Source organism: Pseudomonas sp. PAMC 25886, from assembly GCF_000242655.1.
Lineage (GTDB): Bacteria > Pseudomonadota > Gammaproteobacteria > Pseudomonadales > Pseudomonadaceae > Aquipseudomonas.
This window is the reverse complement of sequence record NZ_AHHC01000021.1, coordinates 16,418-37,702: the sequence shown is the minus strand read 5'-3', so window position 1 is coordinate 37,702 and position 21,285 is coordinate 16,418. Positions and strand designations below refer to the sequence as shown.

Below are 21,285 nucleotides of genomic sequence, written 5' to 3'. Positions count from 1 at the left end.
ATGCGCGTGTGGATCGATGCCGACGCCTGCCCGCGGGCGGCCAAGGATCAGGTGGTGAAGTTCGCCCTCAAGCGCCAGTTTGAAGTGGTGCTCGTGGCGGGGCAGAGCCAGATCAAGCCGAGCTTCGCGTGTGTGAAGCTGATCGTGGTGCCCAGCGGCCCGGACGCCGCCGATGACTACCTGGTTGAGCACGCGGTGCCCGGCGAGTTGGTGATCTGCAGCGATGTGCCGCTGGCCGACCGCCTGGTGAAGAAGGGCGTGACGGCGCTGGACCCGCGAGGCAAGGAGTTCAGCCCGCAAAACATGAGCGAGCGGCTGGCGGTGCGTAACCTGTTCACCGACCTGCGCGAGCAAGGCCAGATGGGCGGTGGTCCGCCGCCCCATGGGGACAAGGAGAAGCAGGCGTTTGCCAACTCACTGGATCGGATTCTGACCCGGTTGATGAAGGCTTAGTCGTTCTCGTGGGTCAGCTCCAGCACGCGGTCCACCAGCTTGTTGATGCCTGACGCCACTTCGCTGATGCGCTTGCCCAGCATGTAGGCCGGGGTGCTCACCAGCTTGCGCGCCTTGTCTTCGACGATGTCGTCTACGGCGCATTCCTGGTGGGTGGCGCCCATCTTGTCCATGGCGGCCGCAGTGTCGGCATCGTTGCCGATGGTGCAGGTCACGCCCGGGCCATAGATCTTCGCTGCGAGGGCCGGCGAGATGCAGATCAGCCCGACTGGCTTGCCCGCTTCGGCAAACGCCTCAGCCAGTTCCAGCACCTGCGGGTTGACGCTGCAGCCGGCGCCTTCCACGGCAAAGTTCGACAGGTTTTTTGCCGCACCAAACCCGCCGGGCACGATCAGCGCGTCGAAATCCTCGGCGTTGGCGTCACGGATGTCCTTCACCTCGCCCCGGGCAATGCGCGCCGACTCCACCAGCACGTTGCGCGACTCGGGCATTTCCTCGCCCGTCAGGTGGTTGATCACATGCAACTGGGCAATGTTCGGTGCAAAACACTGCACCTCGGCGCCGCGCTGGTCCAGGCGCAGCAGGGTGATCACGCTTTCATGAACCTCGGCCCCGTCGTACACGCCACAGCCGGAAAGGATCACTGCAATCTTTTTGCTCATGGGCATTTCTCCTGATTCATGGCGTTAAATGTCTACTCATTTGTCACTCATTGCCAATGGGATATCCAGCCGCTACACCTACTCTAGATGTAACAATAATTGACCGGACTTGCCCATGGACTTCGTCCCTTACGCGGTACCGTTTTTCATTGCCTTGATTGTGGTCGAGCTGCTCGCCGACTACCGGCGCGGCCAGCGCAACTACCGGGTGGCGGACGCCATCAACAGCCTCAGCACCGGCGTGTTGTCCACCACCACAGGGCTGCTGACCAAAGGGGTGGGCATCCTCACCTACGCTTTCGCCCTCAAGCACCTGGCGATCATCGAACTGTCGGCCCAGAGCGTCTGGACCTGGGTGTTCGCCTTCGTGTTCTACGACTTCTGCTACTACTGGCTGCATCGCATGGGCCATGAGCGCAACATCCTCTGGGCCGCCCATTCTGTGCATCACCAGAGCGAGGACTACAACCTCAGCACCGCCTTGCGCCAGACCAGTACCGGCTTCCTGCTGAGCTGGATCTTCTACCTGCCGCTGGCCGTACTCGGCGTGCCGCTGGTGGTGTTTATCAGCGTGGCTTCCCTCAACCTGCTGTATCAATTCTGGGTGCATACGCGCCATGTGCCCAAGCTCGGCTGGTACGAGTGGTTCTTCGTCACGCCATCCAATCATCGGGCCCACCATGCACAGAACGCTCTCTACATGGATCGCAACTACGGCGGGGTGTTCATTATTTGGGACCGTCTGTTCGGCTCCTTCCAGGAAGAAGACGACAACGAGCCGGTGATCTTTGGCGTGACCACGCCGTTGGCCAGTTGGAACCCGCTATGGGCCAACCTGCAGTTTTATGCACAGCTGTGGAGTGACGCGCGGCGTACTGAAAGCGGGTGGGACAAGCTGCGTATCTGGTTCATGCGCACCGGCTGGCGCCCGGCGGATGTGGCGGCGAAGTACCCGATGGCCAAGCCGGACTTGAGCCAGTTCCGTAAATTCGAGGTGCCGCTGGATGGGCGCCAACAGATTTACATCGCCCTGCAGTTTGCCGCGTACGTGGGGTTTGGCAGCTATCTGATGAATTTTGGCGAGGGTTTGCCGACCGCCGCCCTGGTGTTGGGCTGGAGCGCGATGGCGTTGGGGTTGTTCACCCTGGGTGTGGCGTTGGAGAATCGCCCGTGGGCGCTGAAGGCCGAGCTGGTGCGCCTGGCGTTGAATGTGCCATTGGTGTGGCTGGCACCGCTGGTGGGGCTGTGGCCGGCCAGCTCTTTGGGCTGGCTGGGCCTGGTCAGTTACAGCTTGCTCAGCGGCATCGGCCTCTACTGTTGCAGAGACCGGCTTACTCGACTGGCGTCGTAGGCTTTTCGGCTTTTTCCGGTTCGCCTGCCGCCAGGCGAACCTTTTCAGCGGCGCAGGCTTCACGGGTCAGGCGGGCGTTCTTGATGCGCCGGCGTAGCCACAGGCCCAGGCCCAGCACCAGCAGTGCGCCCAGTACCCACAGCTCATACTTCTTGACGCTGCCCAGCATGCCTTCCAATACCGCGCCAAAATGGTAAGCCGCAGCCCCCAGCGCGGCGGCCCATACGGCGGCGCCAATCCCGTTGAGCAACAGGTAGCGTCCCGGCGGGTAGCCCGACAAGCCAATGGCCACCGGCATCACGGTGCGCAAACCGTAGACAAAGCGGAAGCTCAGCACCCAGATGTCCGGGTGCTTGCGGATATGTTCCAGCGCGCGATCGCCCAGCAATTGCCAGCGCGGTTTGCGTGCCAACAGCTTGCGGCCGTGCTTGCGCCCCAGGAAATACCACAACTGGTCGCCGGCGTAGCTGCCGAAAAAGGCAACGACCACCACCAGGTTGATATCCATGTATCCACGGAACGCCAGGAAGCCTGCGAGAACCAGAATGGTTTCGCCTTCGAAGAAGGTGCCTAGGAACAGCGCAAAGTAGCCGAAGTCATGCAGAAATTGTTGAAGCATGGTCTGGGTGCTGGCGAAATGAACGCGCAGCCTACGCCTTCGTGAACATTCATGAAAGTATCGAGATGTGTCACGAAGTGAACAATTCCTACATAAACGACGAATGCGACTACAGGTCGCACGACTGTTGCCTTACGGTGTATGAGCTAACCACAACTGTAATTCCTTCGTCATAATGGCCGCTTATAACTGTCACGCTCGCCCGTCAAGCCGGGCTCAGGAGTCTGCCGTGAGCTTTACCCCCGCCAACCGTCTGTTTCCCGCCACCCGTCTGCGTCGCAACCGTCGTGATGATTTTTCACGTCGTCTGGTGCGTGAAAACGTCCTGACGGTGAATGATCTGATCCTGCCGGTGTTTGTGCTGGACGGTGAAAATCGTCGGGAAGCGGTGGCGTCGATGCCGGGTGTGGAGCGCTTGACCATTGATTTGCTGCTTGAAGAGGCGGCGAACTGGGTCGAACTGGGGATTCCGGCGCTGGCGCTGTTTCCGGTCACGCCGTCCGGGCTCAAGTCCCTGGACGCCGCCGAAGCCTGGAACCCGGACGGTATCGCCCAGCGCGCCACCCGTGCCTTGCGTGAACGCTTTCCGGAACTGGGGGTGATCACCGACGTGGCCCTGGACCCGTTCACCACCCACGGTCAGGATGGCATTCTCGACGAAGAAGGCTATGTTCAGAACGACATCACCGTTGATGCGCTGGTCAAGCAGGCCTTGTCGCATGCGGCGGCGGGTGCCCAGGTGGTGGCGCCGTCAGACATGATGGACGGCCGCATCCAGGCGATTCGCGAAGCGCTCGAGCTGGCCGGCCACGTCAACGTACGAATCATGGCCTACTCGGCCAAATACGCCAGCGCCTACTACGGCCCGTTCCGCGATGCGGTGGGCTCGGCGCTGAACCTGGGCAAGGCCAACAAGGCCTCGTACCAGATGGACCCGGCCAACAGCCACGAAGCCCTGCACGAAGTGGCGGCAGACCTGGCCGAAGGCGCCGACATGGTCATGGTCAAGCCCGGGATGCCGTACCTCGACATCCTTTATCGGGTCAAAGAGGAATTCAAGGTGCCGACCTTTGTCTATCAGGTGAGCGGTGAATACGCCATGCACATGGCCGCGATCCAGAATGGTTGGTTGAGTGAAGGGGTGATTCTTGAATCCCTGACTGCCTTTAAACGCGCGGGTGCTGATGGCATCCTGACTTACTTCGCCGCCCGCGCCGCCCAATTGCTTAGAGAGCAACAATAGCCCTCACAGGAACACTCGATGAATACCGAAGGACTCACAGAAGTTGCCGTAAAAGACGCTCACCCGGTGGTCGAACAAGTCACCGAGACCCCGCCGGAGCTGGAGCCGGCTCCACCCGTTGCGGCAGCCGAGACGCCAGCTGCCGCGCCGGCGCCGGTGGTTGCGATTACCAACCTGGATGACAGCAGCCTGTACATCCATCGCGAGCTGTCACAACTGCAATTCAACATCCGCGTGCTGGAACAGGCACTGGATGAGTCCTACCCCTTGCTGGAGCGGCTGAAGTTTTTGCTGATTTTCTCCAGCAACCTGGACGAGTTCTTCGAGATTCGCGTCGCCGGCCTTAAAAAGCAGATCACCTTCGCCCGTGAACAAGCCGGCGCCGACGGCCTGCAACCGCATCAGGCCCTGGCGCGTATCAGCGAGCTGGTGCACGGCCACGTGGACCGCCAATACGCGATCCTCAACGACATCCTGTTGCCGGAACTGGAAAAACATCAGGTCCGCTTCATCCGTCGCCGCTACTGGACCACCAAGCTCAAGACTTGGGTACGCCGCTTTTTCCGCGACGAAATCTCGCCGATCATCACCCCGATCGGCCTCGACCCGACGCACCCGTTCCCGTTGCTGGTGAACAAGAGCCTGAACTTCATCGTCGAGCTGGAAGGTATCGACGCCTTCGGTCGAGACTCGGGCCTTGCGATTATCCCGGCGCCGCGGTTGCTGCCACGGATCATCAAGGTACCGGAAGAGGTGGGGGGGCCTGGCGATAACTATGTATTCCTTTCGTCGATGATCCACGCTCACGCCGACGACCTGTTCCAGGGCATGAAGGTCAAGGGCTGCTACCAGTTCCGCCTGACCCGTAACGCCGACCTCGCGCTGGACTCCGAAGACGTCGAAGACTTGGCCCGTGCCCTGCGCGGCGAACTGTTCTCCCGTCGCTACGGTGACGCAGTACGTCTTGAAGTGGCGGACACCTGCCCGAAACACCTGTCCGACTACTTGCTCAAGCAGTTCAACCTGAGCGAGAGCGAGCTGTATCAGGTCAACGGTCCGGTGAACCTCACGCGCCTGTTCAGCATCACCGGCCTGGACAGTCACCCGGAGCTGCAATACAAGCCGTTCACCCCGCAGATCCCGAAACTGCTGCAAAACAGCGAGAACATCTTCAGCGTGGTGAGCAAGCAGGACATTCTGCTGCTGCACCCGTTCGAGTCCTTCACTCCGGTGGTCGACCTGCTGCGCCAGGCCGCCAAGGACCCGCACGTGCTGGCTGTGCGCCAGACCCTGTACCGCTCCGGCGCCAACTCGGAAATCGTCGATGCGCTGGTAGACGCCGCGCGTAACGGCAAGGAAGTGACGGCGGTGATCGAACTGCGCGCGCGGTTCGACGAGGAATCCAACCTGCAACTGGCCAGCCGGCTGCAAGCGGCCGGCGCGGTGGTGATCTACGGCGTGGTCGGCTTCAAGACCCACGCCAAGATGATGCTGATCCTGCGCCGCGAAGCCGGTGAGATCGTGCGTTACGCCCACTTGGGGACCGGCAACTACCACGCCGGCAACGCCAAGCTCTACACCGACTACAGCCTGCTGACTTCCGATGACGCCTTGTGTGAAGACGTCGGCAAACTGTTCAGCCAGTTGATCGGCATGGGCAAGACGTTGCGCATGAAGAAGCTGCTGCACGCGCCGTTCACCCTGAAGAAGGGCATGCTCGACATGATTGCCCGCGAGACCCAGTTCGCCCTCGACGGCAAGCCGGCGCACATCATCGCCAAGTTCAACTCGCTGACCGATCCGAAGATCATCCGCGCGTTGTACAAGGCCAGCCAGTCGGGCGTACGTATCGACCTGGTGGTGCGTGGCATGTGCTGCCTGCGTCCGGGCATCGCCGGGGTTTCCCATAACATCCACGTGCGTTCGATCATCGGGCGCTTCCTGGAGCACACGCGGGTGTTCTACTTCCTCAACGGCGGCGAGGAGCAGATGTTCCTCTCCAGCGCCGACTGGATGGAGCGCAACCTCGACAAGCGTGTGGAGACGTGCTTCCCGGTGGAAGGCAAGAAGCTGATCATGCGGGTCAAGAAGGAGCTGGAGAGTTACCTCACCGACAACACCCACAGCTGGAGCCTGCAGTCGGACGGGCGCTACGTGCGCAACACCCCGACCGGCAACCAGAACCCGCGCAGCGCCCAGGCGACGTTGCTGGAGAAGCTGGGCAGCCCGATTCTGACGGTGAATTGAGGCTGGAGTTGGCGGCATAAAAAAACGGCCCTATCGAGGGCCGTTTTTTTTGGGGCGCATAGGCATCAACAGAGCAGGGGATGCTTTTGTGGTGAGGGGGCTTGTCCCCCGCTGGGCTGCGCAGCAGCCCCTGATAACGCTACATCGCCCTGTCTGTCAGATTAGTTTTGCAGGTTTTGGGGCTGCTTCGCAGCCCAACGGGGGACAAGCCCCCTCGCCACAGTAGATCGTATCAGCGAACGTTCAGCGTAAACCCAACCCGCGTCAGCCACTCCGCTTCCTGGGCGAAATCCGCCTGGGTCAGCTGGTTTTCATCCAGCCAGTTTTTCGGGAACACCACGTCGAGGCTGTCGGCATTGGCGCGCAGCACCACTTGCGGCATTTCCTGGGTACCACGGATGTGGTGGAACAGGATCGCAAAGCGCAGCAGCGCGCACAGGCGAATCAGCTTGATGCCTTCATCACCGAACTCGGCAAACTTGTCCTTCGGAATATTGCGACGGTGGCCGCGTACCAGCAGTGCGAGCATCTGCTGGTCTTCCCGGGAGAAGCCCGCCAGGTCCGAGTGTTCAATCAGGTAAGCGCCGTGCTTGTGGTAATGGTAGTGGGCGATGTCCAGCCCCACTTCATGGACCTTCGCGGCCCAGCCCAGCAGTTCGCGCCAGACGCCGTCTTCCAGGTCCCAATCCGCGGCCACTTGGTCGAAGGCATGCAGCGCCTTGCGCTCAACCCGCGCCGCCTGTTCCAGGTCGACGTGGTAACGCTCCATCAGCGAGCTGAGGGTGCGTTCACGGACGTCCTCGTGGTGATGGCGTCCCAGCAGGTCATACAGCACGCCTTCACGCAGGGCGCCGTCACAGTGGTCCATGCGTTGCAGTTCGAGGGCATCGAAAATCGCTTCGAGAATCGCCAGGCCTGCCGGGAAAATCGTGCGGCGGTCAGGCTTGATGCCGTCGAAGTCGATCTTCTCGGCATCCCCCAGCTTGAACAGCTTGCGCTTGAGCCAGGCCAGGCCTTCAGCGTTGACCTCACCGGCGCCGTGGCCGCCGGCCTTGAGCGCCAGGCCGATGGCGCGAATGGTGCCGGAAGAACCGATGGCCTCATCCCACGTCAGGCGGTGCAGGGCGTGCTCGATGCTCATGATCTCCAGCCGCGCCGCCGTGTACGCCTGGGCGTAACGGGCCGGGGTGATCTTGCCGTCCTTGAAATAGCGTTGGGTGTAGCTCACGCAACCCATCTGCAGGCTTTCGCGCAGCAGCGGCTCAAAACGCTGGCCAATGATGAACTCGGTACTGCCACCGCCGATGTCGGCCACCAGGCGCTTGCCCGGCGTATCGGCGAGTGTGTGGGACACGCCGAGGTAGATCAGGCGCGCTTCTTCACGGCCGGAGATGACCTCTACCGGGTGCCCGAGGATCTCCTCGGCACGGCGGATAAATTCGCCACGGTTGCGGGCTTCACGCAAGGCGTTGGTCCCGACGATCCGCACGGCACCCGGGGGCATGCCGTTGATCAGTTGGGCAAAGCGCTTGAGGCAATCGAGCCCGCGCTGCATGGATTCTTCATTGAGCTGACGCTCGTCGTCGATCCCGGCAGCCAGTTGCACTTTCTCGCCGAGCCGCTCAAGGATGCGGATTTCGCCGTTCTGGGCCTTGGCCACGACCATGTGAAAGCTGTTGGAGCCCAGGTCGATGGCGGCGATCAGGGACAGATTCTTGGCTTGGGATTGCGGCATGGGTAAGGGGTCTCGGTCGATAACCTCGCCATCGTGCCACGATCAACCGCTGACGCCAACGCGTAGTGCTATGGGAATTCTCCTATAGCTGTCCTGGAGCAAGATTTGTAGGAAATGTAGGGCGATTACTTTTGCGTCTGACGTTAAGTCCGAAGGGTATATAGGAAATAATTAATTTCCTCGATTTGGATGTTTTTACTGAATTTGCCTACGTTGGCGTATTACTTGTCCGGTCGATATGTTGCTTGGGACTACCGGCAGATCGGTTTGCAATGACAATCACTTTTTACTGCTCTGACAGTAGTTAAGGGTTTGTCTTATTCTTTCTCTGGGTATTAAAGAGCGAGACTGTCACTCGGCAATTAGGCCGTGGTGCTATTTATTTATGGTTTTGTATTTCAAGGATGAAGTGCGGTAGGGCAGTGGAGCGGCCCTGGCGATAATAAAAGGCGCCTGATAACTTTTAGTGACAGGTTGAACATGAAGAAAATATTGGGTTTGACGATGGGCGTTGTTTGCCTGGCTGCAAGTATTGGTGCTCAAGCGACGACAAATGCACAGTTGATTGTCAGGGGCACTATTATTCCCGGCGCCTGCAATCTCAGCCTGGGCGCTGGCGGAATTATTGATTACGGCCCGATTCTCTCTGGTGAGTTGTCGCCGACGGCCTTTAACCCCCGCGAAGAAAAGATCACCTCGCTGGTCGTCAATTGCGGTACCACCCCAGCGCAGTTCGGATTGACCCTTACCGACCTGCAAGCCCACACCAAAGTCCCGGGCATCCTGGGTGCTGGTTACACTGAGGCGCAAAATTATGGCTTGGGCGCCGAAGGCTCACGGCGCACCGGTGGTTACTCGGTTACTCTCCGGGACCTCAGGGCTGCGGGTGTAGTTCTGAATCCGATCATGCGGGTCGGCGGCGGGGCTTGGCAGAACAGTGATGGCAAAGTGGCCCAAACCCCCAGTCAATACTCGTGGCGCAACGGGGTGACTATTGTACCGGCCCGTGTTGCGCAACTAACAGGGACACTCGCAGTAAAGGCGGTTATCAACCGGGGGCAAGACTTAAACCTTACCCAGGATATTACGCTCGATGGGCGCACGACTCTCGTATTGAATTACATCTAAACGCCTGAAACAGCCGGTATTGAAACGGGAGCTTCTAAAAGTTTTCCGTTTCCTATCGGCTGCGCTTATCGGTTTATTTGTTAGGCAGCTGTTACTTTTAATGTGCGGGAGAGCTCAGTGAGTAGTCTTTCAAGGGGCACTATGGCGCTGCTGTGGTGTGCAAGTTGTGCTTTATTTTTTTCCTGCATGGCAGTAGCAGACGGTATGCAGCCCGAAACAACGGTTGTCGTTCTTTATGAAGAGGATGGAGAGGCGACGATCAACATAAGAAACACGGATGCCGGCCCTGCGCTACTTCATTCGGTCATTGAGAATATCCCCGAGGACCAGGAACCACTGTTGATTGTCACGCCGCCCATTACCCGTGTAGAAAGCGGCGAAACGCAGCTTGTGCGTTTCATCGGTACTCTTAAAGAGCCCCTCAAGACCCAGCGGTTGAAGCGTATTTCGTTCGAGGGTATTCCCCAGGCGCGTGCACCGGGGGGCACCACCATCGGAATCACCCTACGACAGAACCTGCCGTTGATCCTGCACCCGAAGGGGTTGCCCCGGCATCAATCGCCGTGGGAGTTGCTCAAATGGAAGCGGGAAGGCGAGCAACTGACCGTTCATAACGACAGTGCCTACGTAGTTCGCCTGGGAATGGAAGTACAACTGCACCCGCAAAAGCACCTGGCCATCTTGCCTCGGACCTATATTTTGCCCGGGGAAGTACTGATCGCCCAGGTTGACGGATCATTAACGGGCGTGGCTTCGGTCGAGTTTCATCCGGCCACGGTCTACGGGTATATGGTCGACAGCTACCGCGCCGCTCTTGTTGCTGATGCAGGTTGAGCGGGCCATGAGAACAATGAATATCGCAGGGCTGCGGCCCTCGCGCCAACCAGTTGTCAGCACCCCGGTTTTCTGGGTTTGCCGTACGAAGATTTTCATGGGGCTTGCAACGCTATGGGGCCTGCCCGGCTACGCCCCGGCGATTGAGTTGGGGGAGGGCTTTGATCTTGCCGCCTTGACCAGTCATGGGATTGACCCGAAGGTCTCTGATTACTTTCGCAGTGCCGCGCGGTTTCGTGAGGGGGTCCATGTGGTGGGCCTGCGAGTCAACGGAGCCCCGCTGGGGCTGGTGGATGCGCGCTTCGATTACCAGGGGCAACTGTGCTTTACCCGCGGGCTGCTGGAAAAGGCTGGTTTGTGGGTGCCCACTGCAGTGATTCGCCCGGGGATTGCACCGGATCAGGCTTGTCATGACTTTCTCGGCGAATATCCCGCGACGATGGTGAGACTGCGCCCTGGCAGCGATGAGGTCTCGCTGGTGGTGCCGACCCAGTCCTTGCGCGAGCCAGAATGGGAGCCCGGGAGTTTTTCCCAGGGTGGGGCCGCGGCCTTGTTCAACTATGACGTATTGGCGTTCGATACCCGCTCGCGCGGAGCGCCCAGCCGCTATGTATCTGCTTATACCGAGGCGGGGTTCAACCTGGGTAACTGGGTTGTCCGTAGTCGTCAGTTCTATGTTTCAGACAATGGCAAGACCAGCACCGAGCATGTGCATGCTTATGCCCAGCGCGATATTGCCGCGTTGCGGTCGACGTTCCAGGTGGGTCAAATTTCCAGCAACAATCCGGTATTTGGCGGGATTCAGTTGTCGGGCGTGCAGTTTTCCCCAGACGGGCAGTCTCGAACGCCTTCTGCTGGCAACGCCGTGGTAGTCGAAGGTCTGGCACAAGGCCAGTCGCGTATCGAAGTGCGCCAGGCAGGTGTGTTGATTCACACCACGCTGGTGCCGGATGGGCCATTCAGGCTGACTGGCTTGCCGTTGCTTAATGGCACCAGCGACCTTGACGTAACCGTGATTGACGTCCGGGATGCAAAGCGCAGTTTCGTGGTGCCGGCAGCGTCCTTTCGAGGGATGGCCCCGGTAACGCCTGGTTATTACTTCTCCCTTGGCAAAGTGCGCGAGCGCTCAACCGACGACATCGAGCAGCCGGTAGTTGCCATGGGCAGCGGGACCTGGGGTGTTGGGCGGGGTGCATCGGTGGGTTTCGGATTGCTCAGTACCGATGACTATCAAGCCGCAGGCGGCACCCTGAGCAGTGTCTTTTTCCAGCGGGTTTCCGTGGGCCTGCGCCACACTCTTTCCCGTGACGGGCTGGACGAATTATCCGGAGCACGCAGCACGCTGTCCCTTGGCAGTCCGTTGGTCGCCGGTATCGACATCAGCCTGAGCGCCACCACACAGACCCGGGGTTACCGCGAGGTACTGGAAGCGGGACAGTCATCAAGGGTCGATGATCTGGACGCCCGCTTCAAGAATCAGTACACGGCGGGTTTGAGTTGGGCCGAGCCGTCACTGGGCGGCTTCTCAATCAGCTATACCCGCAGCTCACAATTTGACGGACAAGCAACCGGGCACCTGTTTGCCTCGTGGAACAAAACGTTCAGTGGCGTCGATGTTTCGTTGATTGCCGATTCCCAGGTCGGTGGATCGCAGCCGCGCAATCAAAACGGTTTTGTCAGGGGGCGCCTTGAGGAGCAGGGGCCGGGAGGCGTGTCGATGCGGCTTCAGGTCAGCGTCCCCCTGGGAGAAGACCGTCGCCTGAGATCCTACGCCAGCCGTCGTGGCGACAGGTTCGATGTGGGCACCGCGCTCAGTGAGCGAGTCAATGAGTATGTGAACTATGAGGTGGCTGCGGAGCGGGATGTTGCCGACCGTGAGCAAACGGTTCGCGGCCATGTGGACGTGATGCCGCGCTATACCCGTGTCGGGCTCGGCGTGAGCCGCGACCCGTTGGGCACCAGTTATACCGGGCAATTGCACGGTGGCGTTGTGGCCCATGAGCGCGGGCTGACGTTCTCGCCCTACAGCGTTCAAGACACCTTCGGCGTCCTCTCTGTGGGTGATATTGGCGCCGCGAGGGTAGCGACCCCTCAGGGGCCGGTCTGGACGGACTATCGAGGGCATGCGGTGATTGCCGGCCTGCCGGCCTATACCAGCAGCCGCATTGAGGTACAGACCCAATCCCTGCCCAAGCGCGTCGATCTGAAGAACGGGACCAAGGTCCTCGCCGCCGGACGCGGGTCCTTCAATACTGTGGATTTCGATGTGGTGAAAGTTCGCCGCGTACTGCTTGAAGCACAAGACGAACAGGGGCGTCCTCTGCCTCAAGGCGCCTCGGTGTTCAGCAGGGACAATACCTTCCTGACCAGCGTCGTGGGGGAGGGAATGATCTTCCTGAACAATCTCAGTGAGCAGCAAACCCTGCATGTCTCACTGCCAGACTCAAGCATCTGCCTGTTGCACCTGAACCCTGAGCAAGAGATCAACGATGACAAACTCTACGAAACGGCTGGGGCGGTGTGTGTTGCCCGCTGAGCCTGGAAGCCTGCGATTGGGGCTTATGCTGTACTTCTTGCTCTTTGTAATCGCCATGTCGAACGAAGCGCGTGCTGATACGTGTCGACTGTCATTGAGTCAGTCGCGGATTGACTATGGTCCTGTTCGGCATGGGCAGCAGGATAGCCAATCGGTGTCCTTGGGCACGCGTACCCTGCACCTGAACGTTGTCTGTGCTGATGCGTCGGTGATGGCGTTGCGATTTAGCGGCGTGCCAGCGGATGGCCAGGGATTCCGCTTTGGTCGCCAGGGGCAATTCACCCTGAACCTCAAGCACGCCCAGGTCGATGGCCAGGCTGTTGAATGGGCAGTCGCCCACTTGCCCGTCGAACCTGCCACCGGGCGCTTGTTGCCTGGCCAGACGCTGGTTGCGCGAGCGGCAGGATTGCCGTTGGTGGGCCGTCGATTGACGGCCCAGGTTGATGTTGAGGCGCACGTGCCTTCCGCAGCCCTCGGGGTACGCAGCGAGACGCTGCTGGAGGGGCTGGGAAACCTTGAGCTGGTCAGCCTGGCTGTTCCACCGAACCGATGAAATTGGCCAGCTCGGCGGTCTGCGGATTGGCAAACAGGATTTTCGGATCGCCGACTTCGTGCACCTTACCCTGGTGCATGAACACCAGCTTGTCGCCCACTTCCCGGGCAAAACGCATTTCATGGGTGACCATGATCAGCGTCATCCCATCCTTGGCCAGTTGGCGCACCACGCTGAGCACTTCGTTGACCAGTTCCGGGTCCAGGGCCGAGGTGATTTCATCGCACAGCAACACCTTGGGCGACATTGCCAGCGCCCGGGCGATGGCTACCCGCTGTTGCTGGCCGCCGGACAAGCGATCGGGGAAGGCGTCGAACTTCTCCCCCAGCCCAACCCGTTCGAGCATTTGTCGCGCCAGCTGCGCGGCCTTGGCCTTGGGTACTTTCTGCACCACCTGGGGGGCGAGCATGACGTTTTCCCCCACGGTCAGGTGCGGGAACAGGTTGAACTGCTGGAACACCATGCCGACTTTCTGCCGCAAGCTGCGCAGGTCGGCGCGTGCGGCGTCGAGGTATTCGCCGTCCACTTCGATCACCCCGTCGTTGATCGACTCCAGGCCATTGAGGGTACGCAGCAAGGTGGATTTGCCCGAGCCGCTGCGGCCGATGATCGCCACCACCTGGCCTTCTTCGACACTCAGGTCGATGCCCTTGAGTACATGGTGATCGCCGTAATACTTATGCAGGGCGGAAATTCTAAGCAGAGGCATGCAGTCTCCTTTCCAGGTAGCGCGCACTGAGGGACAAGGGGTAGCAGAGCAGGAAGTAACCCAGCGCCACCAGGCCATAGACCATGAAGGGTTCGAAGGTAGCGTTGGCGAGCATGCCGCCGGTTTTGGTCAGCTCGGTAAAGCCGATGATCGAGGTCACGGCGGTGCCTTTGACCACTTGCACCGAGAAACCCACGGTCGGCGCCACGGCAATGCGCAGGGCCTGGGGCAGGATCACGTAGCGCAATTGCTCAAGCGGATTCAGGGCCAGGCTCGCGGACGCCTCCCATTGCCCGTGGGCGATGGAGTCGACGCAGCCCCGCCAGATCTCGGCCAGGTAGGCACTGGTGAACAGGGTCAAGGCAATCGCCGCTGCCAGCCAGGGCGAAATGTCCACGCCGAGCAAGGCGATGCCGAAGAACACCAGGAACAGCTGCATCAGCAGCGGCGTGCCCTGGAACAGTTCGATGTAGGTGCGGGCGACGTTGCGCGGGAAGGCCTTGTTGCTGATGCGCAGGGTCATCACCAGCAAGCCGATCACGCCGCCGCCGATAAACGCCACCAGCGACAACAGCAAGGTCCACTGCAAGCCGGTGGCCAGGTTACGCACGATGTCCCAGAAGGAAAAATCACTCATCGGGCGTTCCTCATCACATAGCGCCGGCCGATCCAGTTGAGCAATTGGCGGATCATCAATGCCATGCACAGGTAGACCAGGGTGGTCAGTGCGTAGGTTTCAAACGCACGGAAGTTGCGCGACTGGATAAAGTTGGCGGCAAAGCTCAGCTCTTCAGTGGCGATCTGCGAGCAGACCGCCGAACCGAGCATCACGATGATGATCTGGCTGCTCAGGGCCGGCCAGACCTTGCCCAGTGCCGGCAGCAGCACCACGTGGCGGAACGCTTCGAAGCGCGTCATCGCCAGTGCGGCCGCCGCTTCCAGTTGCCCGCGAGGGATCGCCTGGATCCCGGCGCGGATGATCTCCGTGGAGTACGCCCCGAGGTTGATCACCATTGCCAGCACCGCCGCCTGCCATTCGGTGATTTTCAGGCCCAGGGACGGCAGGCCGAAGAAGATGAAAAACAACTGCACGAGGAACGGCGTGTTGCGGATCAACTCGACATACACCCCGAAGATCCAACTGAACGGCTGGATTTTCCACGCCCGCACCACGGCGCCGACGATTCCCAGCGCCACGCCCAGCACCGCGCCGATGGCGGTCAGCTCAAGGGTGAACAGCGCGCCGCGCAGCAACAGATCGGTATTGGCCAGAACCGGCACAAAGTCGAATTGATAGGCCATAGCTAACCCTCGTTACCGCGATCAGAGATCAGCCGGCAGCGGCTCTTTAAGCCACTGCATTGCGTTCTTTTCCAGGCTGCCGTCGGCCTTGGCCGCCACCAGGATCTGGTTGACCTTGTCCAGCAACGCCGGCTCGTTCTTGTTCACGCCCACGTACACCGGCGAGTCCTTGAGCTTCACTTTCAGTGCCGGCACGCGCTTGGGGTTGCGCTCGCTGATAGCCACCATCACCACGTTGCCGCTGGCGATCAGGTCCACCTGGCCGGCCAGGTAGGCGGCGATGGTCGAGTTGTTGTCTTCAAAGCGCTTGATCGTGGCTTCTTTAGGCGCGACGGCGGTCAGCTCGATGTCTTCAATGGCGCCACGGGTCACGCTGATGGTTTTGCCCTTGAGGTCGTCAACGGTGCTGACCGGCGCATCCGGCGGGCCGAACACGGCGAGGTAGAACGGCGCGTAGGCCTTGGAGAAGTCGATGACCTTCTCCCGTTCGGCGTTCTTGCCCAGGCTTGAAATCACCAGGTCGACCTTGCCGGTGGTGAGGAACGGAATGCGGTTGGTGCTGTTGACCGGGGTCAGTTCAAGTTTGACCTTGAGCTGGTCGGCCAGCAGTTTTGCGGTGTCGATGTCCAGGCCGCGGGGCTTCATGTCGGGGCCGACCGAGCCGAACGGCGGGAAGTCCTGAGGTACGGCCACCTTGAGGGTGCCACGGGCGACGATATCGTCCAGACCGTTGGCCTGGGCGGGCGCCTGGCTCAGCATCAGGCTGGCAAACAGGGCAGTGAGCAGGGCGCTGCAACGCTTGGTCATGGCAACTCTCCGAAAAGGACGAAAGGATTTTCTGAGTGTTGTCAGTGCACAGCCCATGCCAGTACTGCTCTTATTCGCGCAAAGGCCGGTAGCCGTTGAGTTCTGGCGGTCTTACTGGTCTGAACAGTTGATGCGCTTTCTGCACCCTTTTCGAGCGCCGCCAAAACCGCGCGAGCCCCTTTGGGGCGTGGCTTGCCGGGCGCCGCGAATAGCTTTACAACTAGCCGCTCAGTTGACGGGAAATTTGAGTTTTTATGAATTCCATCGCCCAAGCCGTACCGGAAGTGGCGTTACAGGCCATCCGCAAATTGATCGCCGATGAGGGCTTCGGGCCGGGCGATGCATTGCCCTCCCAGCGCGATTTGGCGCTGCAATTGGGCGTGAGCCGGGCCTCGTTGCGTGAAGCCTTGTCATCGCTCAGTGCCCTGGGCTTGGTCAGTGTGCAGCCGGGCAAAGGCGTGTTTGTGCAAGCCGCCGAGGAAGCTCCGGGGTTGGCCTGGCCATTTACGGCACAGGCAACGCCGCTGGATATCTTTCAGTTGCGCTACGCGCTGGAAGGCTTTGCGGCGGGGCTGGCGGCAGTGACGTTGACCACCGATGAGTTGGATGTTCTGGAAGACAATGTCGAGGCGATGCGCAAGGAGTTAAAGACTGGCGACTTTGAAGCGGCAGCCCGGCTGGACTTCGAATTCCACCGGCGCATCCTGCTGGCCAGCGGCAATCAGGCGATGGTGAGCATCCTCAGCGCCAGTGCGGAGGTGTTTTTGGAGAGCCAGAAGCTACCGTTCATCCGGCCAGAGCGGGCCATGGAGACCTGGCAGGAACACCGAAAGATCCTCCGTGCACTGGCTCGGCGCGCCAGCGGGGCGGCGCAGAAAAGCATGCAGGAACACGTACGTAACGCGGCGCTGCGTACGGGCATTGCGTTCATCACTCCCGTGACCCCTTGAGTTGGGCTATACCCAAACTCATGCACCACCATAGCAAGAGTCAATCAGCTGCGGCTTCCTGAACGCGGGAAGGGCGGCTATGATGGGCAACGTTTTTTTTGCTTACAACCCGGAGACATCCATGAGCAACGATCTTATCAAGCACGTCACCGACGCGACCTTTGAGGCCGAAGTACTGAAGGCCCAGGGCCCGGTGCTGGTTGACTACTGGGCTGAGTGGTGCGGTCCTTGCAAAATGATCGCTCCGGTCCTGGACGACATTGCTACTACTTACGAAGGCAAACTGACCATTGCCAAGCTGAACATCGACGACAACCAGGAAACCCCGGCCAAGCACGGCGTGCGTGGTATCCCGACCCTGATGCTGTTCAAGAACGGCAATGTCGAGGCCACCAAGGTCGGCGCGCTGTCGAAGTCCCAGCTGCAAGCTTTCCTCGACGCGAACATCTAAGCGTCCTCAAAAAGCCCCGCAAATAGCGGGGCTTTTTCGTGATACAGGGCTAGACGCTCCGAAACTCAGGTGGTACATTCGGCCCCGCACTGGTTTCTCCATTGCCCCCTGCAAGCCGTCGCCGACGCTCTCCTTTTCGATTAGTACGCGATCCTGTCGCCTTCTCTGCGGCGCGGCCTCATTAAGCCAAAAGCTTAATTTCCCCCCCTCCATAAATGATTACGTCATTCCTATATGAATCTGACTGAACTCAAGCAAAAGCCGATTACCGAACTGCTCGAATTGGCCGAACAGATGGGCATAGAAAATATGGCCCGTTCGCGCAAGCAGGACGTGATTTTCTCCCTGCTGAAAAAGCACGCGAAAAGCGGCGAGGAAATCTCCGGTGATGGCGTGCTGGAGATTCTCCAGGACGGCTTCGGCTTCCTCCGCTCTGCAGACGCCTCCTATCTTGCCGGCCCAGACGATATCTACGTCTCGCCGAGCCAGATCCGTCGCTTCAACTTGCGCACCGGTGACACCATCGTTGGCAAGATCCGCCCTCCAAAGGAAGGCGAGCGTTATTTCGCCCTGCTCAAGGTCGACACGATCAACTACGATCGTCCCGAGAACGCGAAAAACAAGATTCTCTTCGAGAACCTGACCCCGCTGTTCCCGACCGTGCGCATGAAGATGGAAGCCGGTAACGGTTCCACCGAAGACTTGACCGGTCGTGTGATCGACCTGTGCGCCCCGATCGGCAAAGGCCAGCGCGGCCTGATCGTCGCTCCGCCGAAAGCCGGTAAGACCATCATGCTGCAGAACATCGCAGCGAACATCGCCCGTAACAATCCTGAAGTTCACCTGATCGTATTGCTGATCGATGAGCGTCCGGAAGAAGTTACCGAAATGCAGCGCACCGTGCGCGGCGAAGTGGTTGCCTCGACGTTCGATGAGCCGCCAACCCGCCACGTGCAGGTTGCCGAAATGGTGATCGAGAAGGCCAAGCGCCTGGTCGAACACAAGAAAGACGTGGTGATTCTGCTCGACTCCATCACCCGTCTGGCCCGTGCCTACAACACCGTGATCCCGAGCTCCGGCAAAGTGCTCACCGGTGGTGTCGATGCCCACGCCCTGGAGAAACCGAAACGTTTCTTCGGCGCTGCGCGGAACATCGAAGAAGGCGGCTCGCTGACCATCATCGCCACCGCGCTGGTTGAAACCGGCTCGAAGATGGATGAAGTGATCTACGAAGAGTTTAAAGGTACCGGCAACATGGAACTGCCTTTGGATCGTCGTATCGCTGAGAAGCGTGTGTTCCCGGCCATCAACATCAACCGCTCCGGCACACGCCGCGAAGAGTTGCTGACCGCCGACGACGAACTGCAGCGCATGTGGATCCTGCGCAAGCTGCTGCACCCGATGGACGAAGTTGCGGCCATCGAGTTCCTGATCGACAAGCTGAAAACCACCAAGACCAACGACGAGTTCTTCTTGTCGATGAAGCGCAAGTAACACGACGCTTCAGGTCCAAAAAAATGGCGCCCTACAGGGCGCCATTTTTTTTGTTTCTGAAAAGGGAGGTTTGGCATTAGTGTGTGTCTGTTTCGTAACAAATCGGCGTGTGTGACTACACTCGCTGTCAATCTGATCGGGCTAACAACAAGATTTATGACCATTCTCGCTTATCGCAGGGACATTGACGGCCTGCGTGCCATAGCCGTTCTCGCTGTTGTGCTGTTTCATTTTGGTGTACCGGGCTTTACCGGCGGTTTTGTCGGTGTTGACGTCTTTTTCGTGATCTCCGGTTACTTGATCACCTCGATCATCTGGCGTGAGCGTGAGGCTGGCCGCTTCAGTTTTGTCGGCTTCTGGGCTCGGCGAGCGCGGCGTATCCTGCCGGCAATGTTTGTGATGATGCTCGGCACGCTGGTGGTGGGTTGGTTTCTGCTGGCGCCCAAGGATTACAGCGAGTTGGGGCGGTCGATGCATAACCAGGTGGTGTTTATCTCCAACCTGTTTTTCATGCGCCAGGACGGCTACTTTGATGTGGCCTCCGATATCAAGCCGTTGTTGCATACCTGGTCATTGTCGGTTGAGGAACAGTTCTACATTCTCTTCCCTCTGTTGCTGACACTGCTGTCGAGCCGGCTCAAACACTGGCGTGCGGCGCTGTTTGGGTTGTTGCTGGTGTCATTCGGGATGAGTGTGTGGGCGGTGGCCCACTCTCCGGAAAGGGCTTTTTTCCTGCTGCAGATGCGTGCCTGGGAACTGTTGGCGGGCGCCATGCTGGCCGTCATGCCGGTACGTGAGTACCGCGCAAGCCCGCTGTTGGCGCAGGCCGTCAGCCTTGCCGGCCTCGGCCTGATCCTGCTGGCGGTCTTCGCCTATGACCCGAGCACGCCGTTTCCCGGCGCCGCAGCGCTGTTGCCGGTAGTGGGCGTGGTCTGTCTGATTTGGGCCAACGGTCAGCAAGCTACCCTGGCGAGCAAGCTGCTGGGTAGCCGTTTGCTGGTAGGGATTGGCCTGATCTCGTACTCCTGGTACCTGTGGCACTGGCCGGTGTATGTGTTCGGCAAGTACGCCAGCGTCGACGGGCTGGGCCCGTGGGAGTTGGGCGGGTTGTTTGTGTTGAGCCTGCTGCTGGGTTATGGATCCTGGCGATTCATCGAGGCGCCATTCCGTGAGCGTCGGTTGCTGGCAGGGCGCAAGCAAATCCTGGTGGCGGCGGGTATCGCGCTTCTTGGGGTGGGACTGCTGGGCAAAGGCCTGGTCTGGACGAAGGGGTTGCCTTGGCGCCTTTCGCCCGAGGCCTTGCAGTTTGCCCAGGCGCGCGAGTGGAGCCCGGACCTCATGGCCTGTCTGGTGGATGGGGGGAAAAACCGCCACCATGGATTTTGTCATTTCGGACCTCAGTCCGGGCCAACACGTGCGTTGGTTTGGGGCGATAGCCATGCCACGGCTCTGGTTCCGGCGTTGCAAGACGGCGCGAGCAAGTACGGTGTCAGCGTCACTCAGGCAGGTTACGCCGGCTGCCTGCCGTTTAATCGTAAAGAGAGTGTTCCGGGCTGCTTGAGCTTTAACCAGCGAGTCAGCCAACTGCTGGGCCAGGAAACCTTTAGCGACGTGGTGCTGGCGGCGCGCTGGAGTCTTTATGTCTATGGGCAGCTCGATGGTGACACCGAGGCCTCACTGCTCAACCCGGCGACCGGCACCTACGATCGTGGCGTCGCCGAGCAGCGTTTCGCCGAAAGCCTGCGCGCCCTTGTGCAGCAATTGCGCGCAGGCGGCCATCGGGTGTGGTTGGTCAAGGAAGTCCCGCTGCAGGAATTCAGTCCGCCTTACCGTCTCAGTCGCCTGGCAATGCTCGACCGGCCCACCGACAGAGAGGGAATGCCCCTGGCTGAGCATCTTCAGCGCCAGGCCTATATCAGCCACGTATTCGAGCAAATCGCTGCTGCTGATCCCGAGGTAAAGGTGCTGGATCCGGCGCCGAAGCTATGCAGTGTGAATGATTGGTGCCGGGTGGAACTGGACGGTCGGTCGCTGTACACCGATGACAATCACCTCTCGGCGGTCGGCTCGCGGTATGTCGAAGGGTTCCTTGAGCCGTTGTTCAAGGCCTTGCGCAATCAAAGCCAGGCATCGGCTCGTTGAGTCGGTGTCGTCGGCAATACTGCTCAATAAGCTGCCAGCGACCGTAAGAGCAGGTAGGATGTACGCCTA

Annotated in this window: 19 protein-coding genes; 12 read left to right on the top strand and 7 right to left on the bottom strand. The window is 59.9% G+C overall.

Annotation, left to right across the window (positions count from 1 at the left end; all coding sequences use genetic code 11):
* On the top strand, positions 1 to 453 hold the full coding sequence (locus MUM_RS0105870; RefSeq protein ID WP_010167973.1) for a YaiI/YqxD family protein: 453 nt from the start codon (positions 1 to 3) through the stop codon (positions 451 to 453).
* Here the strand turns inward: MUM_RS0105870 and elbB are convergent.
* Entirely contained in the window at positions 450 to 1,115 is a 666-nt protein-coding gene (elbB, locus tag MUM_RS0105865) for an isoprenoid biosynthesis glyoxalase ElbB (RefSeq protein WP_010167972.1), read from the bottom strand. The genes MUM_RS0105870 and elbB overlap by 4 nt on opposite strands.
* Before the next feature lie 115 nt (positions 1,116 to 1,230).
* Between elbB and MUM_RS0105860 the strand changes: the two genes are divergently transcribed.
* A complete protein-coding gene (locus MUM_RS0105860; RefSeq protein ID WP_010167970.1) occupies positions 1,231 to 2,466 on the top strand; it encodes a sterol desaturase family protein in 1,236 nt (411 codons plus the stop codon).
* Here MUM_RS0105860 and MUM_RS0105855 read toward each other — a convergent pair.
* The gene (locus tag MUM_RS0105855; RefSeq protein WP_010167968.1) at positions 2,447 to 3,085 is read right to left on the bottom strand and encodes a DedA family protein; all 639 of its coding nucleotides are present in this window, start codon (positions 3,083 to 3,085) and stop codon (positions 2,447 to 2,449) included. The genes MUM_RS0105860 and MUM_RS0105855 overlap by 20 nt on opposite strands.
* Positions 3,086 to 3,314: 229 nt before the next feature.
* Here MUM_RS0105855 and hemB point away from each other — a divergent pair, with 229 nt between their 5' ends.
* On the top strand, positions 3,315 to 4,328 hold the full coding sequence (gene hemB / locus MUM_RS0105850) for a porphobilinogen synthase (protein ID WP_010167966.1): 1,014 nt from the start codon (positions 3,315 to 3,317) through the stop codon (positions 4,326 to 4,328).
* Positions 4,329 to 4,346: 18 nt separating this feature from the next.
* Complete coding sequence (gene ppk1, locus MUM_RS0105845) at positions 4,347 to 6,575, top strand: polyphosphate kinase 1 (RefSeq protein WP_010167964.1); 2,229 nt, start codon at positions 4,347 to 4,349, stop codon at positions 6,573 to 6,575.
* 232 nt (positions 6,576 to 6,807) lie between these two features.
* On the opposite strand, the gene ppx is transcribed toward ppk1, so the two are convergent.
* Positions 6,808 to 8,310, bottom strand: coding sequence for an exopolyphosphatase (ppx, locus tag MUM_RS0105840; protein ID WP_010167962.1), 1,503 nt, complete (start codon positions 8,308 to 8,310; stop codon positions 6,808 to 6,810).
* Positions 8,311 to 8,790: 480 nt separating this feature from the next.
* Between ppx and MUM_RS0105835 the strand changes: the two genes are divergently transcribed.
* The 4 genes from MUM_RS0105835 (at position 8,791) to MUM_RS1000000133035 (ending at position 13,361) form a co-directional block, all read left to right on the top strand.
* Complete coding sequence (locus MUM_RS0105835) at positions 8,791 to 9,438, top strand: DUF1120 domain-containing protein (protein WP_010167959.1); 648 nt, start codon at positions 8,791 to 8,793, stop codon at positions 9,436 to 9,438.
* Between the two features lie 141 nt (positions 9,439 to 9,579).
* A complete protein-coding gene (locus MUM_RS0105830; RefSeq protein ID WP_081480053.1) occupies positions 9,580 to 10,272 on the top strand; it encodes a fimbria/pilus chaperone family protein in 693 nt (230 codons plus the stop codon).
* A 97-nt stretch (positions 10,273 to 10,369) separates the two neighbouring features.
* Positions 10,370 to 12,808, top strand: a complete 2,439-nt coding sequence (locus MUM_RS0105825; protein ID WP_010167955.1) for a fimbria/pilus outer membrane usher protein — start codon at positions 10,370 to 10,372, stop codon at positions 12,806 to 12,808.
* Between the two features lie 154 nt (positions 12,809 to 12,962).
* Entirely contained in the window at positions 12,963 to 13,361 is a 399-nt protein-coding gene (locus tag MUM_RS1000000133035) for a hypothetical protein (RefSeq protein ID WP_337999221.1), read from the top strand.
* Here the strand turns inward: MUM_RS1000000133035 and MUM_RS0105815 are convergent.
* The 4 genes from MUM_RS0105815 to MUM_RS0105800 are packed head-to-tail and all read right to left on the bottom strand — an operon-like array spanning position 13,333 to position 16,179.
* Entirely contained in the window at positions 13,333 to 14,070 is a 738-nt protein-coding gene (locus tag MUM_RS0105815; RefSeq protein WP_010167951.1) for an amino acid ABC transporter ATP-binding protein, read from the bottom strand. The genes MUM_RS1000000133035 and MUM_RS0105815 overlap by 29 nt on opposite strands.
* Positions 14,057 to 14,707, bottom strand: coding sequence for an amino acid ABC transporter permease (locus tag MUM_RS0105810; protein ID WP_010167949.1), 651 nt, complete (start codon positions 14,705 to 14,707; stop codon positions 14,057 to 14,059). The genes MUM_RS0105815 and MUM_RS0105810 overlap by 14 nt, the downstream gene beginning before the upstream one ends.
* Positions 14,704 to 15,372, bottom strand: coding sequence for an amino acid ABC transporter permease (locus tag MUM_RS0105805; RefSeq protein WP_003213995.1), 669 nt, complete (start codon positions 15,370 to 15,372; stop codon positions 14,704 to 14,706). The genes MUM_RS0105810 and MUM_RS0105805 overlap by 4 nt, the downstream gene beginning before the upstream one ends.
* 21 nt (positions 15,373 to 15,393) lie before the next feature.
* Positions 15,394 to 16,179, bottom strand: coding sequence for a transporter substrate-binding domain-containing protein (locus MUM_RS0105800; protein WP_010167947.1), 786 nt, complete (start codon positions 16,177 to 16,179; stop codon positions 15,394 to 15,396).
* Between the two features lie 254 nt (positions 16,180 to 16,433).
* On the opposite strand from MUM_RS0105800, the gene MUM_RS0105795 reads away from it, so the two are divergent.
* The 4 genes from MUM_RS0105795 to MUM_RS0105780 all read left to right on the top strand — a co-directional run bounded on the left by MUM_RS0105795 (position 16,434) and on the right by MUM_RS0105780 (position 21,216).
* Positions 16,434 to 17,129: a FadR/GntR family transcriptional regulator gene (locus MUM_RS0105795; RefSeq protein ID WP_010167945.1), complete on the top strand. Its 696-nt coding sequence runs from the start codon at positions 16,434 to 16,436 to the stop codon at positions 17,127 to 17,129.
* Positions 17,130 to 17,250: 121 nt separating this feature from the next.
* A complete protein-coding gene (gene trxA / locus MUM_RS0105790; RefSeq protein WP_003213989.1) occupies positions 17,251 to 17,580 on the top strand; it encodes a thioredoxin TrxA in 330 nt (109 codons plus the stop codon).
* A gap of 234 nt (positions 17,581 to 17,814) precedes the next feature.
* On the top strand, positions 17,815 to 19,074 hold the full coding sequence (gene rho, locus MUM_RS0105785; RefSeq protein ID WP_008438874.1) for a transcription termination factor Rho: 1,260 nt from the start codon (positions 17,815 to 17,817) through the stop codon (positions 19,072 to 19,074).
* 156 nt (positions 19,075 to 19,230) lie between these two features.
* Entirely contained in the window at positions 19,231 to 21,216 is a 1,986-nt protein-coding gene (locus MUM_RS0105780) for an acyltransferase family protein (RefSeq protein WP_010167942.1), read from the top strand.
* The last annotated feature ends 69 nt before the right edge of the window (positions 21,217 to 21,285 follow it).